The organism is Synechococcus sp. CBW1108 (genome assembly GCF_015840335.1).
GTDB lineage: Bacteria > Cyanobacteriota > Cyanobacteriia > PCC-6307 > Cyanobiaceae > Cyanobium_A.
This window is the reverse complement of the sequence record NZ_CP060395.1, coordinates 166,532-181,112: the sequence shown is the minus strand read 5'-3', so window position 1 is coordinate 181,112 and position 14,581 is coordinate 166,532. Positions and strand designations below refer to the sequence as shown.

The 14,581-nt window shown below is 61.0% G+C and carries 10 protein-coding genes and 1 pseudogene; 9 read left to right on the top strand and 2 right to left on the bottom strand.

All coding sequences use genetic code 11. From position 1 onward, the window contains the following. Window positions 1-49 precede the first annotated feature (49 nt). Window positions 50-690, top strand: a pseudogene (locus H8F27_RS00975) (DedA family protein). 15 nt (window positions 691-705) lie between these two features. Here H8F27_RS00975 and H8F27_RS00970 read toward each other — a convergent pair. Continuing rightward, window positions 706-867, bottom strand: a complete 162-nt coding sequence (locus tag H8F27_RS00970; RefSeq protein WP_197150405.1) for a hypothetical protein — start codon at window positions 865-867, stop codon at window positions 706-708. A gap of 415 nt (window positions 868-1,282) precedes the next feature. On the opposite strand from H8F27_RS00970, the gene H8F27_RS00965 reads away from it, so the two are divergent. The 8 genes from H8F27_RS00965 (at window position 1,283) to H8F27_RS00930 (ending at window position 13,293) form a co-directional block, all read left to right on the top strand. Further along, complete coding sequence (locus tag H8F27_RS00965; RefSeq protein WP_197148255.1) at window positions 1,283-2,821, top strand: IS5 family transposase; 1,539 nt, start codon at window positions 1,283-1,285, stop codon at window positions 2,819-2,821. Window positions 2,822-3,046: 225 nt separating this feature from the next. Continuing rightward, window positions 3,047-4,666 (top strand): IS5 family transposase, encoded by a 1,620-nt coding sequence (locus H8F27_RS00960; RefSeq protein WP_197149264.1) that lies wholly within the window; start codon window positions 3,047-3,049, stop codon window positions 4,664-4,666. 363 nt (window positions 4,667-5,029) lie between these two features. Then, window positions 5,030-6,568, top strand: a complete 1,539-nt coding sequence (locus tag H8F27_RS00955; protein WP_197149060.1) for an IS5 family transposase — start codon at window positions 5,030-5,032, stop codon at window positions 6,566-6,568. 376 nt (window positions 6,569-6,944) lie between these two features. Continuing rightward, a complete protein-coding gene (locus tag H8F27_RS00950) occupies window positions 6,945-8,852 on the top strand; it encodes an NAD(P)H-quinone oxidoreductase subunit F (RefSeq protein ID WP_197150402.1) in 1,908 nt (635 codons plus the stop codon). Window positions 8,853-8,862: 10 nt separating this feature from the next. Then, window positions 8,863-10,383, top strand: a complete 1,521-nt coding sequence (locus tag H8F27_RS00945; RefSeq protein WP_197150400.1) for an NADH-quinone oxidoreductase subunit M — start codon at window positions 8,863-8,865, stop codon at window positions 10,381-10,383. Further along, complete coding sequence (locus tag H8F27_RS00940; RefSeq protein ID WP_197150397.1) at window positions 10,380-11,684, top strand: CO2 hydration protein; 1,305 nt, start codon at window positions 10,380-10,382, stop codon at window positions 11,682-11,684. The genes H8F27_RS00945 and H8F27_RS00940 overlap by 4 nt, the downstream gene beginning before the upstream one ends. A gap of 10 nt (window positions 11,685-11,694) precedes the next feature. Continuing rightward, window positions 11,695-12,096, top strand: a complete 402-nt coding sequence (locus H8F27_RS00935; protein ID WP_197150395.1) for a fasciclin domain-containing protein — start codon at window positions 11,695-11,697, stop codon at window positions 12,094-12,096. Between the two features lie 21 nt (window positions 12,097-12,117). Beyond that, a complete protein-coding gene (locus H8F27_RS00930; RefSeq protein ID WP_197150393.1) occupies window positions 12,118-13,293 on the top strand; it encodes a cation:proton antiporter in 1,176 nt (391 codons plus the stop codon). Window positions 13,294-13,302: 9 nt separating this feature from the next. Here the strand turns inward: H8F27_RS00930 and bioA are convergent, their stop codons facing one another. Next, window positions 13,303-14,577, bottom strand: coding sequence for an adenosylmethionine--8-amino-7-oxononanoate transaminase (gene bioA / locus H8F27_RS00925; RefSeq protein WP_197150392.1), 1,275 nt, complete (start codon window positions 14,575-14,577; stop codon window positions 13,303-13,305). Window positions 14,578-14,581 lie beyond the last annotated feature (4 nt).

Sequence of the window (14,581 nt, the reverse complement as noted above, 5' to 3'; positions counted from 1 at the left end):
TGTGGGTATGCGCTTACCTTGATCACCTGATGCCTATGTCTTTCCGCTGATGCAGTCGTTCATTGAGGGTCTGCCGGATCTGATCGGCTCTGCGGTGGAGGCCAATCCGTTGATGGGCTACGCGGTGATTGCCCTGGTGATGTTGCTGGAAAACGTCTTTCCGCCCATCCCCTCCGAGGTGGTGATGCCCTATGGCGGCTATCTGGTTTACCAGGGCCGCCTGGAACTGATCCCCACCGTGCTGGCTGGCCTGCTGGGTACGGTGCTGGGGGCCTGGTTCTGGTACGGGATCGGCCGCTTGATCAATGAGGAGAGGCCCAGTGGCTGGGGCGCCATGGCAAGTGGCTTGGTATCAAACCCGACGACCTGGCCCGCAGCCGTCGCTGGTTTAACCGCCATGGGTCTGCGGTGTTTTTCTGGGGGCGCTTGATCCCCGGTGTACGCACCCTGGTGTCCGTGCCAGCCGGGATCGAGATGATGCCCCAGGTGTCTTTCCTGGCCTGGACCACCGCCGGCAGCCTGATCTGGACCCTGCTTCTCACCCTGGCCGGCCAGGGGATGGGCCAGGGCTATGCGCAAGTGGAGAGATGGTTGGAACCCTGAGCCCAGGGAATCAAAGTTTTACTAGTGGTTGCTGTGGCAGTGTTTGTGGTCGTCAAGGTGCTGCGTCAGCGCCTTCGGGCCCGTTAAACATCCTGCGGTGTCTTAACGGGGGCGTTCCCGCTCAGGTTGATCCTGCAGGGTAAAACTGTCTCGGCCTACAAAGTCGGTCAGCACCGAAAGACTCAGGGCGACTCCACCGATCAGCACCACAAGCAACATGGTGATCAAACGATGCAAGAGGGTTGCCGGATTGCCCAGGTACATGTTTTGGGGATGGCCGCAGTCGCTGCAGATGAGGATCGCTCTAGAATCGTCTGACTTCGTGAGGAGGCGGCAGCCGCATTGGGGGCAACCCATGAAGACTCACGCAGTTTGAGAAAAACCCTGGGCTTCAAAATTTCCGTTCTGCCCACGGCCAACATTCTGTAGAGGTGTCCATTTGCTCCCATGGGTCGCTTCAGATGCCGAAGTGGCGGCAGATCAGCCAGGCAACGACGTCGCCAGCCCGACCGTGACTGGCGTGTGGAGACCCTTAGCCGGCTGTGAAGATGGCGGCAAATATGAAGGGCTTACTGAGGAACCGATATCCATTGCGCCGCAGTTGATTCCAGGGATGGTCTCACGTTAAAATGAGCCAAATGGAGCCATTCCTGGCTTAGAATAATCTGCTGACACGCCAATGTACGTTTTTCAGCACGCAGGTCAGCTATCGATCGAGGAGTTTTACACGCCCTTCGGCGGCAAACTAGATCCTAATAATCGCTGGGTTCTGCTTCGTAACCTGATTCCATGGATGCCGCTGGAAAGCCAGTATGCACCCCAATTCAGTGCCAAGACAGGAGCACCGGCCAAGCCGTTTCAGATAGCGTTCGGTGCGCTGTACATCCAGCAACGCCTGGGAGTGACAGACCGCGAAACAGTTCAGCTGATCACGGAATCACCGTATCTACAATTTTTCATTGGCTTGAGTGCATACCAGGCAATGCCCCCGTTTGATCCATCGATGATGGTGCATTTTCGTAAGCGCATTGGCCCTGATCTGATCAAGATCTGCAATGACATGACCAAGGCCAATGGCATTGCGATGATTAAAGAGATGCTGGTTTCGGCGGAGGAGGATGATAGCGAACAAGAAGAGGAGCAACAGCTTGCTGCCATCGACGAAGCGCTAGGGGTGAAGCCTGCAACGTTGGATCCTGAAAGTAACTGGGGTACTCTGATTCTTGATGCAACCTGCGTGCCTGATGACATTCCCTACCCAGTAGATCTGAGGTTGCTCAACGAAGCGAGAGAGGCCACTGAGAAGATCATCGACGAACTGTTCAAGCAGTTGCAGGGAAAGATCAATCGTAAACCCCGCTGCAACCGGGATAAAGCTCGGAATCGGTTTCTGGCGATCATCAAGAAGAAAAAGCCCAAATGCGCCGAGATCCGTGAGGTCAAGCGCTTTAAGCTCAACGAGATTCGGAGAAACCTCAGAGCAATTGATCAGATGATCCACTGCGGTGCCATGCTTTTGGAGCTTGGAACCCAGCTCTACCGCAAGCTGCTGATCACCAGTGAACTGTACCGGAAGCAGCAGGAGATGTATGACGCTGATAGCCGGCGCATCGACGATCGGATTGTCAATTTGTCAAAACCACACGTGCGGCCGATCGTGAGGGGCAAGGCGGGAAGGCGAACAGAGTTCGGTGCGAAGATCTCAATATCAGATGATAATGGCTTTGTCGATGTGGATCGAATCAGCTGGGACAACTACAATGAAGCCAACGACCTGATCGCACGTGCCAAGCAATACAAGGAAGAGCGAGGGTACTATCCAGCACGAATCTGTGCCGATTCAATCTATATGACATTAGGCAACAAGAAGTTCTGCGCAGAAAATAACATCAGACTCAGTGGCCGTCCACGCAAGAAGCAGGTAGAGGCCGAGGTGCAGACAGCAGAGCAACAAGAGCTTTTTAAATCAGACTTGAGAAAGCGTTCCGTGATCGAGGGAAGAATCGGAACGAGCAAACGGAAATATGGACTGGATCGGATCATGACCAAGCTGATTGAAACATCAAGAACGGTGATCACGATGGCGTTCTTTGTGATGAATGCCGAGAAGGTTCTCAGGCTACTGCGCCTCTTATTCTCTATTCTTGTCTCTGTGTACATCCTGATGCTCTATTTGCTCGCCTCCTGGCGCCGTCCAGCGCTTCTGTGGGCTGCTTAGTCAGCTTCTAGGAGAAAATTGAGGTCACCAGCGCTTGGCGCTGCAGGCTGAGATCGCGGCCCTTGGCGCGGACGAAAAACCCGCGAATGAAATTCAGCAAGCCCTACATAGGGACTCCTGAAAAACCCAGATCGACTGCAGCGCAGCTTGTTTCAGCGATTAAAACCCGATAAACTGGCCTTGATCAGGGCAATCGACGATTGCTACAACTGCTGAGCACCGCAGATGTACCGGAAACTCCATAACGGCCAGCTCTCAATCGAGGATTTTCATGTGCCTTTTGGTGGCACGTTGGATGCGGACAACCGCTGGGTGATCTTCTCCTCCTTAATGCCATGGGAGGAGTTGGAAGAAACATATGCCCCTCAGTTCAATCCCACCACTGGCGCCCCAGCAAAGCCTGTACGCCTGGCGTTTGGTGCATTGTTCATCAAGCAGAGGCTTGGCCTGAGCGACGAGGAGACGGTTGAGCAGATCCGAGAAAACGCTTACATGCAGTTTTTCCTTGGATTTGGTGGCTATTCCAGTAAGACACCATTTGACCCATCAATGATGGTTCATTTTCGTAAGCGCTTCTCAGAGCAAGAGCTCAATCGGATTAATGAACTCATTGCCGAACGGGGAAAAGCCATGGTGATGGAGGCTGTGGCCTCATTCCCAGATAACGACGAATCTGATGATCCAGATGCTGGTACAGATAAACAGATTTCACTTGACGACCTCGTGAAGCCTGCAGATTGGCCACAGGACAAGAACTGGGGAACGCTCAGCATCGATGCTTCTTGCACGCCAGCCGACATCACCTATCCGACTGACTTGAAGTTGCTCAACGAGGCGAGGGAGTCAACCGAGCGGATCATTGATGATCTGTGCAGCCAGCGCTCAACACTTCGCAAACACAAGCCCAGATATGATCGTGGTAGAGCACGTGCTGCTTTCCTCAAAGTCGCCAAACAGAAGAAGCCACGCCGTCGGAAGATAAATGCCGCAATACGCCGCCAGCTCGACTATCTGCAGCGAAGTCTTGATGCCATTGACGCCCTGATCGCTTCTGGGGCAAGACTTTCTGGCTTGAAGCCCCATTGGTGGCGCAAGCTTCTCGTGATCAGCGAGCTGCAGCGACAACAGACGATCCTGCTGGTCGCCAAGACGCGCAGCATCCCCGACCGCATCGTCAACCTGGTTCAGCGACAGGTTCGCCCCATTGTTCGCGGCAAGGCAAGAGCGGCTGTTGAGTTTGGAGCCAAGATCAGTGTCTCAGTGCGGAATGGATTTGCCTTCCTGCACAGGATCAGTTGGGATCCGTACAATGAGTCTGAAGACCTGATCCCACAGGCTAAGAAATATAAACAAGAGCACGGCTGCTACCCCGAGCGTATCTGCGCCGATCGCATCTACATCAACACCAAGAATCGAAACTTCTGCACAAGGAATAACATACGTCTCTCCGGCAAGCTATTGGGAAGGCCGCCAAAGGATCCCGCGGTCACCGCTGCGCACAAGCAGCAGCTCAGCGCTGATCAGCGAAGGCGCAACGAGGTTGAGGGAGTCTTTGGGTCAGGGAAGCGGAAGTATTCACTTCGGCTGATCATGGCTCGTCTGCCCAAGGGTGCAGAGACCTCGATCTCTATGGCGTTCCTGGTGATGTGCGCTGAGAAGATCCTGAGGCTCCTCCGCCTCTTTTTTGTCGCTATCTCTGCCTGGTTTTGTGCATGGGAGTGTCCTGGCTGGCTCTGGGAGGCACTCAGGAACATCTGCTGCCTTGAGACAGCCGAATCGCGAGCCGGTGCATATCCAAGTTTTCGAGCTGCCTACCTCCCTTGCCTTGGGCCGGAGTCGAGCTGACGGGCGATTTGTTTTTCAGGGGTCCCTACATAAGTGGCCAGTCCAGGAAAATAGGAGGGGAGAGCGGCGATGCCGGCGGCCGTGCTCACTGCCACCAGTCCGGCTGGGGATAGGCCTTGATCGTCTGTCGGTAGTTAATGGCCACGATCACCATCAGGGCGATGATCAGCCCCCACCTGCTGGGTCATCTTTATGGGCAGATCGCTGGCCTCGATCGAACCGTCTATGGCAAGGCTCAACACTTAGTTAGGGCTTGCTGAGGAACCGATATCCATTGCGCCGCAGTTGATTCCAGGGATGGTCTCACGTTAAAATGAGCCTAATGGAGCCATTCCTGGCTTAGAACAATCTGCTGACACGCCAATGTACGTTTTTCAGCACGCAGGTCAGCTATCGATCGAGGAGTTTTACACGCCCTTCGGCGGCAAACTAGATCCTAATAATCGCTGGCTTCTGCTTCGTAACCTGATTCCATGGATGCCGCTGGAAAGCCAGTATGCACCCCAATTCAGTGCCAAGACAGGAGCACCGGCCAAGCCGTTTCAGATGGCGTTCGGTGCGCTGTACATCCAGCAACGCCTGGGAGTGACAGACCGCGAAACAGTTCAGCTGATCACGGAATCACCGTATCTACAATTTTTCATTGGCTTGAGTGCATACCAGGCAATGCCCCCGTTTGATCCATCGATGATGGTGCATTTTCGTAAGCGCATTGGCCCTGATCTGATCAAGATCTGCAATGACATGACCAAGGCCAATGGCATTGCGATGATTAAAGAGATGCTGGTTTCGGCGGAGGAGGATGATAGCGAACAAGAAGAGGAGCAACAGCTTGCTGCCATCGACGAAGCGCTAGGGGTGAAGCCTGCAACGTTGGATCCTGAAAGTAACTGGGGTACTCTGATTCTTGATGCAACCTGCGTGCCTGATGACATTCCCTACCCAGTAGATCTGAGGTTGCTCAACGAAGCGAGAGAGGCCACTGAGAAGATCATCGACGAACTGTTCAAGCAGTTGCAGGGAAAGATCAATCGTAAACCCCGCTGCAACCGGGATAAAGCTCGGAATCGGTTTCTGGCGATCATCAAGAAGAAAAAGCCCAAATGCGCCGAGATCCGTGAAGTCAAGCGCTTTCAGCTCAACGAGATCCGGAGAAACCTCAGAGCAATTGATCAGATGATCCATTGCGGTGCCATGCTTTTGGAGCTTGGAACCCAGCTCTACCGCAAGCTGCTGATCACCAGTGAACTGTACCGGCAGCAGCAGGAGATGTATGACGCTGATAGCCGGCGCATCGACGATCGGATTGTCAATTTGTCAAAACCACACGTGCGGCCGATCGTGAGGGGCAAGGCGGGAAGGCGAACAGAGTTCGGTGCGAAGATCTCAATATCAGATGATAATGGCTTTGTCGATGTGGATCGAATCAGCTGGGACAACTACAATGAAGCCAACGACCTGATCGCACGTACCAAGCAATACAAGGAAGAGCGAGGGTACTATCCAGCACGAATCTGTGCCGATTCAATCTATATGACATTAGGCAACAAGAAGTTCTGCGCAGAAAATAACATCAGACTCAGTGGCCGTCCACGCAAGAAGCAGGTAGAGGCCGAGGTGCAGACAGCAGAGCAACAAGAGCTTTTTAAATCAGACTTGAGAAAGCGTTCCGTGATCGAGGGAAGAATCGGAACGAGCAAACGGAAATATGGACTGGATCGGATCATGACCAAGCTGATTGAAACATCAAGAACGGTGATCACGATGGCGTTCTTTGTGATGAATGCCGAGAAGGTTCTCAGGCTACTGCGCCTCTTATTATCTATTCTTGTCTCTGTGTACATCCTGATGCTCTATTTGCTCGCCTCCTGGCGCCGTCCAGCGCTTCTGTGGGCTGCTTAGTCAGCTTCTAGGAGTAAAATTGAGGTCACCAGCGCTTGGCGCTGCAGGCTGAGTCGCGGCCCTTGGCGCGGACGAAAAACCCGCGAATGAAATTCAGCAAGCCCTAGTTAACGCCGTTGAAATCCTCCTACCTCTCGTGGGAGGGTCATTGCGGATGGCCGCATTCGGTTCAGATCAGCAGCGTTTCTGGGGGGGGCAACCCTGGTGAACATGGCTACTCGCTTATCCATCAGCACTGCTTCTGGGTCCAATTGCCCATCCCTTTGCTTGCCAATACCCAAGCCAATTTGGCCGTGCCTAGGGTTATCCCATATAACCTGAATCAAAGACACTACCAGGCCTCAATTGTTGTGATTTGCATTGCTTGGTTGACACGATGACCGTATTTCTGCTCAGGGCGGCCTGGCTGATTCCCGCGTATCCGCTGCTGGCCGCCGTGGCGTCCCTGGCCTGGTCGCCGGGATTGATCTCCCGCACCGGCCCGCGGCCCTGCGGCTATCTCAATCTGCTGATGGTGGCTGTGGCCTTCTGCCACAGCCTGGTGGCGCTCACGGCCCTGCACACCAACGCCCGCGCCGGAGCCGAGGCCCTCTACCGGCCGCTCAGCTTCGGCTGGACCTGGCTCGACACCGCCGGGCTGCGGGTGGGTTTTGACGGTCTGGTGACTGAGCCGGCCCTGATCGCCATGGCGGTGATTACGGGCTTGCACCTGCTGGTGCAGATCTATGCCATCGGCTACCTGGAAATGGACTGGGGCTGGCCCCGCTTCTTCGGCTCGCTCAGCTTCTTCGAGGCGGGCCTCTGCGCCCTGGTGCTCACCGATTCGGTGTTCTTCAGCTACGTGATCCTCGAGTTGCTCACCCTGGGCACCTACCTGATCGTGGGCACCTGGTACAACCAGCCCCTGGTGGTGAAGGGGGCCCGCGATGCTTTTCTCACCAAGCGGATTGGCGACTTGATCCTGCTGGCAGGGGTGATTGCCCTGTTGCCGATGACTGGCACCTGGAATTTCCATGGTCTGCAGGGCTGGGCCGCCGATCTCACCAACAACGGCACCCCCTTACCGCCCGGCTTCCAGCTGATCCTGCTGGCCCTGATCGCAGGCCCCATGGGTAAGTGCGCCCAGATTCCCCTGCACCTCTGGCTCGATGAGGCGATGGAGAGCCCCCTGCCTTCCACCGTGCTGCGCAATTCCGTGGTTGTGGTGGGTGGCGCCTGGGTGCTGCTGCGACTGGAGCCCCTGTTGGAGCTCAGTCCCTTCGTGCAGGCGGTGCTTGTGGTGGTGGGCGGCTCCACCGCCGTGGTGGCCTCGCTGATCGCCCTGGCCCAGGTGGACGTCAAGCGGGCCCTCTCCTTTCTGGTGAGCAGCTGGCTGGGGCTGCTGTTCGTGGCAGTGGGGCTGGGCGGCACCGCAGTAGCAGATCACCTGCTGCTGGTCTATCCGCTGCCGATGGCCCTGCTGCTGATGGCAATCGGCACGATCGTGATCAGCAATGTCACCCAGGACCTCACCCAGTTGGGGGGGCTGTGGAGCAAACGGCCCCTGATCGGCATCGCCTTCCTTGCCGGCGCCGCTGGCCTGATGGGCTTGCCGCCGTTCGCCAGCTTCGCCGCCCTGCGCGAATTGCTCGCCCTCACGGCGGCGAGCGGCCATCCCGTGCTGCTGGGGGGCGTGGTGCTTGTCACCAACGCCCTGATCACCGCCGGCTTGATCCGGGTGTTTGGCCAGATCTGGGGAGGTCGACCAACGCCGTTCACCACCCGTTCTCCGGAGGTGCTCTGGTTGATGGTGCTGCCCACCATGGTGCTGGCGGGGATGGTGCTGCATCTCCCCATGCTCCTGGTGGCCAATGGGGTCTATTCCCTCACCCCCCTCGCAGGTTGGGGGCCTCTGGCCTGGCCCCTGATCGCCTCCACCCTGGTGGGCGGAAGCCTCTCGGCTGCCTTTTACCTGCGCCCCCACGGCCTGGCCCAGCTGCCGGCCTCCCTCGGCGGCCTGCAGGACTGGCTCGCCCACGACATGCATACCGAGCGCTTCTACCACCGCACCGTGGTGGCCCTGGTGCTGGCCCTGGCCCGCTTCGGTGCGTGGAGTGACAGTCGCCTGGTGGATGGCTTCAGCGGCGGCACCGGTGCGGTGGCCCTGGAAGGAGCCAGGCGCCTCAGCTTCACGACCTCCGGTCGCTCCCAGGCCTATGCCCTCACCTTGGTGCTCGGGGTGTTGCTTATGGCGGCCTGGCTGATTGCCGCTGATCTGCCGCCCATCTCCACCGCTCTGCCCTGAGGCCGCCGCCATGACCCTGCTGCTGTTGCTCCTGCTTCCTCTGCTGGTGGGCCTGCTGCTGCCCCTGCTGCCGCCTGGCCGCTCCGGGCTGGTGCGCGGCCTGGCCGCCGGCGCCGCCCTGGCCCAGTTGGTGGTGGGCCTGCTGGCCTGGCGCCAGCCGCCCGCTGCCTTGACGATCGAATGGCTGCCCCGGCTGGGTTTGGGCCTGGATCTGGGCCTCGATGGGCTGTCGCTGCCACTGGTGCTGCTCACGGGCCTGATCACCGCCATGGCGGTGCTGGCCTCCCCCGCAGACCAGGGCCGCCCTCGCCTTTACTACTCCCTGATACTGGCCACCAACCTGGGGGTGATGGGGGCTTTCTTGGCCCGCAACGCCCTGCTGTTCGTGTTGGCCTTCGAGCTGGTGCTGATCCCCACCACCCTGCTGGTGGCGATCTGGGGCGGCGAGCGCCGTGCCGGTGCCGCCGTGCGTTTTCTGCTCTACGGGGCGGTGTCGGGCTTGAGCCTGCTGGGTGGCGTGTTGGCCTTCGGCTGGTTCGGCCAGGGTGCCGCCGGCGCCGACACCGCCGTGAGCTTTAGCTTCGAGGCCCTGGCCGCCACGCACCTGCCGGCCTCAGCCCAGCGCTGGGTGCTGGCCCTGCTGGTGCTCGGTTTCGGCATCAAGCTGCCGGTGGTGCCACTGCATGGCTGGCAGCCGATCAGCTACGCCGAAGCACCGCCGCCGGTGGTGATGCTGCTGGGGGGTGTGGTGTCGAAGCTGGGGGCCTACGGCCTGCTGCGCTTTGGGGTGGGCCTGCTGCCCGACGCCTGGAGTGCCTTTTCACCCTGGATCGCTGCCGCCGGTGCCGTGAGCGCGGTGTACGGCGCCCTCAATGCCGTTGCCGCCACCGACATCCGCCGCCTGATGGCCTACAGCTCCCTGGGCCACATGGGCCTGCTGGTGCTGGCCCTGGCGGCTGCTACGCCGATGAGCCTGCAGGGCGCCATGGCCCAGGTGCTGGCCCATGGCCTGATCGTGGCCCTGCTATTCGACTGCGTGGGGCTGATCCAGCGCAAGACCGGCACCACCGTGATCGCCGAGCTCTCGGGCCTGATGAACCCGATCCGCGGCCTGCCCTTCACCATGGGCCTGATGCTGCTTGCCCTGATGGCCGCCGCCGGCATCCCCGGCCTGGCGGGCTTCCCGGCCGAACTGCTGGTGTTCGAGGGCAGCTGGACCGTGTTCCCCCGGGCCACCCTGATCTGCCTGGTGGCCTCGGGCTTCACCGCCGTCTACGCGGTGCGGCTGTTCAACCGGGTGGGCTTCGGCCGGCTCGACAACAGCCGCGCCGACTGGCAGAGCACCCGACTGGCCGAACGGCTGCCGGCCGCTGTGCTCACCACCCTGGTGGTGCTCGCCGGCATCTGGCCTGCCGGGCTCACCGCCTGGAGCGAGGCCAGCACGGCCGCCATCGCCCTGCGTCACAGCGATGCGGTGGTTCAGCAGCTGGCCCTGGCTCCCCGTTCTCCTTCGTCGACCCTGCCCGCATGACCACCTCCACAGCTGCAGCTGGCACCAAGACGCCCCTGATCCCCCCCTCCACCCACCGCTTCGCTGAGGTGATCCACCGCCTTGAGGCGGGGGGCTCGATGCTGCCCGATACCCCGGAGAACCTCCAGCAGATCATCGGCATCTACAAGGCCTACGCCGTGCCGATGGACTTCTATTGGCGCGACCTGCTCTACATCGCCGAGCAGGTGTTTCTCAACCCCCTGCCGGCCTTCAAGTACTTCATCTCCCAGGAGTATCTAGACCTCCCCAACAGCTACGCCGGCGATCAATCGAAGCTGCGTATCTGGCGTGGTGGCGAAAAGGCCCATCCGGAGCTACTGGAATTCATGGCCAAGGGTGAAACCCGGGCCATGCCCAAGCTGCTGCATCACCTCTGGCATGACCGGGTGAATATGGAGTTCGCCGAAGCCTGCATGCAGGCCATGCTCTGGCACCAGGGCATGGGTGGTCGCTTCAACGACTACCTCGCGAGCGATGCCTACAAGGCCAACGCCGACCGCGCCATCAAGGCCTACTTCCGCGGCAATCCGCTGATGCTTGGGCTTTACAAGCTGTTCCCGGACATGGTCCTGGAGCAGGTGAAGCAGCTGAGTTATTACGCCAATCTGGGCCTGTTTTGGGAGGTGATGGCACCGGTGTTCTTCGAGATGAGCGACATCTACGACGAGGGTGGTTTCAAGGGGGTGCCCGACGCCATGGACTTCCTCGTGAACGGTATCTTCGCCGTGGCGGGCCGACCCATCTACCACCACGTTTTCATTCGGGGAGAATGCCTCGAGATCATTCCCAAGAGCGAGGGATTCACCTGGCTCTATGAGGCGGCGTTGCCCTATGTGGAGGCTGTATTTTATCGAACTTCACCCTTCCGGGGCACCAAGAGCTACAACGCCCAGGCCTACCAGGTGCCGGCGGATCAGGCCGACTTCCACTACGGCATCCTCTATGCAGACGTCTTCCCAGTGGGATCCGCCGGCATTCCGCCCACCCTGCTGATGCAGGACATGCTCCATTTTCTGCCCCCCTACCTGCAGGAGCTCTACAAGCAGCATCGCCGCGGAGAGGAAGATCAACTGATTCAGCTGGGCATCACCTTCCAGCGCTCGATGTACAACGTGACCTCGGCGGTGATCCAGGTATTGCGCTGTGCCTTGCTCTATCCCCTCGACGACACCGATCCGGAGCATCTCGCGGCCAACCGCCGCTTCTTCGAGGCCCAGATGGATCGCTTCCTGCGTCCGGAGGCCCGCCTGAGCGACATCCAGACCCAGGACTACCGCTAGGAGAGATCCCATGGCCACGATTCTTGAAACGGCAGCCGGCGCAGGAGTGTTCACGACCCTGCTGGCCGCGGTCGATGCGGCCGGCTTGCGGGGTGCCCTGGAGGGCGCCGGCCCCTTCACGGTGTTTGCCCCCGTGGATGACGCCTTTGCCGCCCTGCCCCCCGGCACGGTGCAGACCCTGGTGGACAACCCCCCCCAGCTGGCGCGGATCCTCAAGTACCACGTGCTGGCTGGTGCCTACACCCGGGAGGCCCTGGTGGCCCAGGCCGAGTGGCCGAGCCTGGAGGGGGCTCCGATCCCGATCCGCCGCAGCGAGCCGTTCGAGGTAAAAAACGCCACAGTGGTGACCGCAGACATCGCCTGCGACAACGGCATTGTGCACGTGATCGACCGCGTGATCCTGCCGGGCTGATCCACCTTTGCCCCCACCTGCTTGGGTCCCTCCCTGCTCACCACCCTGTTGCTGTTGTTGGTGGGGGCCCTGCTGGCCCGGTTGACGGCCACGAAGCTGGCCCGCTGGGCGGTGCCGGCGATTGTGCTGGAACTGGGGGTTGGTTTTGTCCTGGGCAATACGGTTCTGCCTTTTGAGCAGATCCGCTCCCTCTCCGGCCTGCTGGAGCTGGGGGTGCTCACCCTGTTTTTCCAGGTGGGACTGGAGGTGCGCGGCGGCTTGTTGGGGTCCCGTCCGGCGGCCGTGCTGCGCACGGTGTTGCTGTCGGCGCTGACGCCGCTGCTGGCCTGGTGGCCGCTGCAGCAGGCCTTTGGCCTCTCCACGGCCACCACCCTGTTGTGTGTGGCCGTGCTCAGCGCCACCGGCACTGGGGTAACCCTGCGGGCCCTTGGCCAGCTCGGCGCCTTGAAAACCCCCTCCGGTCGCCTGCTGGTGGGGGTGTCGGTGCTCGACGATCTGCCCGCCATCGCCCTGCTCACCTGCTCCCTGCTGTTGGCGGGCACTCACCTGGGCGGTGGCGCGGCTTCGGCCGGGTCGGGTTGGTTGGTGCTGCTCGGCCCGGCCCTCGCCCTGCTGAGTGTGCCGCTGTCGAGCTGGTGGCTGAAGCGCCGCGGGCCCTGGCAGCCGGGGCCTTTGGGGGTGTTGCTGCTGTTGATCGGCTGTAGCTGGATCGGGGAGGTCACCGGGGTGACCAGCCTGCTGGGGGCGCTCTGGGGTGGTGTGCTGTTCAATCGCCTGGCGCCCATGGGGGAAGGCAGCACCGAGGCCCGTGAGTTGCGGGGCCAGCTGGCCCTGCTGTCGGAGGTGTTTTTGCCCCTCTATTTCCTCGGGGTGGGGATGCGCATCCAGGCGGCCACCCTGTTGCAGCCGTCGGCCTGGTGGCTGGCCCTGGTGCTGCTGCTGCTGGCGATCGGCTGCAAGCTGATCTGCGGGCTTGGCATCAGCGCCCGGGATCAGGAGGCCGGCGTGGATCGCTGGGTGGTGGTGTTCGGCCTGATCCCCCGGGGCCTGCCGGGGCTGGTGTTTGCCTCCACGGCCCTGGCCAGTGGGGTGATCACCGCCGCCCAGTTCTCGGCCCTGGTGCTGATGGTGAGTGGCACCACCGTGCTCGGTCTGCTGTTGCTGGGCCGGCGGCTGGCGACCTTCCAGAACGGCTAGTTCAAAGTCTCAGCTCTGCAACAGGGTGTCCAGTGCCAGCTTCACCGCCGCGTAGCAACGCTCCAGCTGGCTGGCGCTGATGCCCAGGGGCGGCAAGAGATACACCACGTTGCCCAGCGGGCGCAGGTACACGCCCTGCTCCAGGCAGTGGCGCTGGATCTGTTTGCCCACGGGGTTGAGGTAGCTGGCCTGGCCGGCGTCCACATCAAAGGCCGCCATGGTGCCGACGCAGCGCGGCCGCCGCACCAAGGGGTGCCGGGCCAGCTCCTCCAGGAATGGCGTGTGGCGCAGCTCGAACTGCTGGAAGCGTTCGGGATTGGCTTGGAGCAGGTCCAGGCTGGCCAGCGCGGCGGCACAGCCCAGGGGATTGGCGGTGAAGCTGTGGCCGTGGAAGAAGGTGGCCTCGGGCCGCTCGCTGATGAAGCCCTGGTAGAGGCGCTCGCTGGCCATCGTCACCCCCATTGGCAGGAAGCCTCCGGTGAGGCCTTTGGAGAGGGCCAGCAGGTCGGGCTGAATGCCGGCCCGCCGGCAGGCAAACAGGTCGCCGGTGCGGCCGAAGCCCGTCATTACCTCATCGGCGATCAGCAGGGCGCCGGCGGCCCGCACCCGCTCGGCCACGGCCCGCAGGAAGGGCGGCCGTACCACCCGCATGCCGCTGGCCCCCTGGATCAGGGGCTCGAAGATCACGGCCGCGGTGGGCGTCTCCAGGGCTTGCTCGAGCTGGCCCAGGGCGTGCTGTTCCCGTTGTTCCACCGTCTCGTCGCTCCAGTGGCTGTGGGGCCAGGCCACCCGCGCCACGGCAAACAGCAGGGGCTCGTAGGGGTCGGTGAACAGGGAGCGCTCTCCCAGGGCCATCGCCCCGAAGGTGTCGCCGTGGTACGCCCCCTCGAAGGCGATCACCTGGCGCCGGTTGCTGCCCTGGTTGCGCCACCACTGCCAGGCGATCTTGAGCGCCACTTCCACGGCGGTGGAGCCGTTGTCCGAGAAGAACAGCCGCTCGAGGCCCGTGAGCGCGCTGAGACGGGTGGCCAGCTGTTCGGCGGGGGCGTGGCTGAAGTTGGCAAAAATCACCTGCTCCAGCTCCTGGGCCTGGCGGGCAATCGCCGCCGCAATGGCTGGCTCGGCGTGGCCGTGGAGGGTCACCCACCAGCTGCTGATCGCATCGATCAGGCGGCGGCCATCAGCGAGCTCCAGCTCACTGCCCCGGGCCGAGCGCACCTGCAGCGGCACGGGGCTGGTGGCCACCTGGGTGGTGGGGTGCCAGAGGTGGGGGTGCCAGGGCATGGGC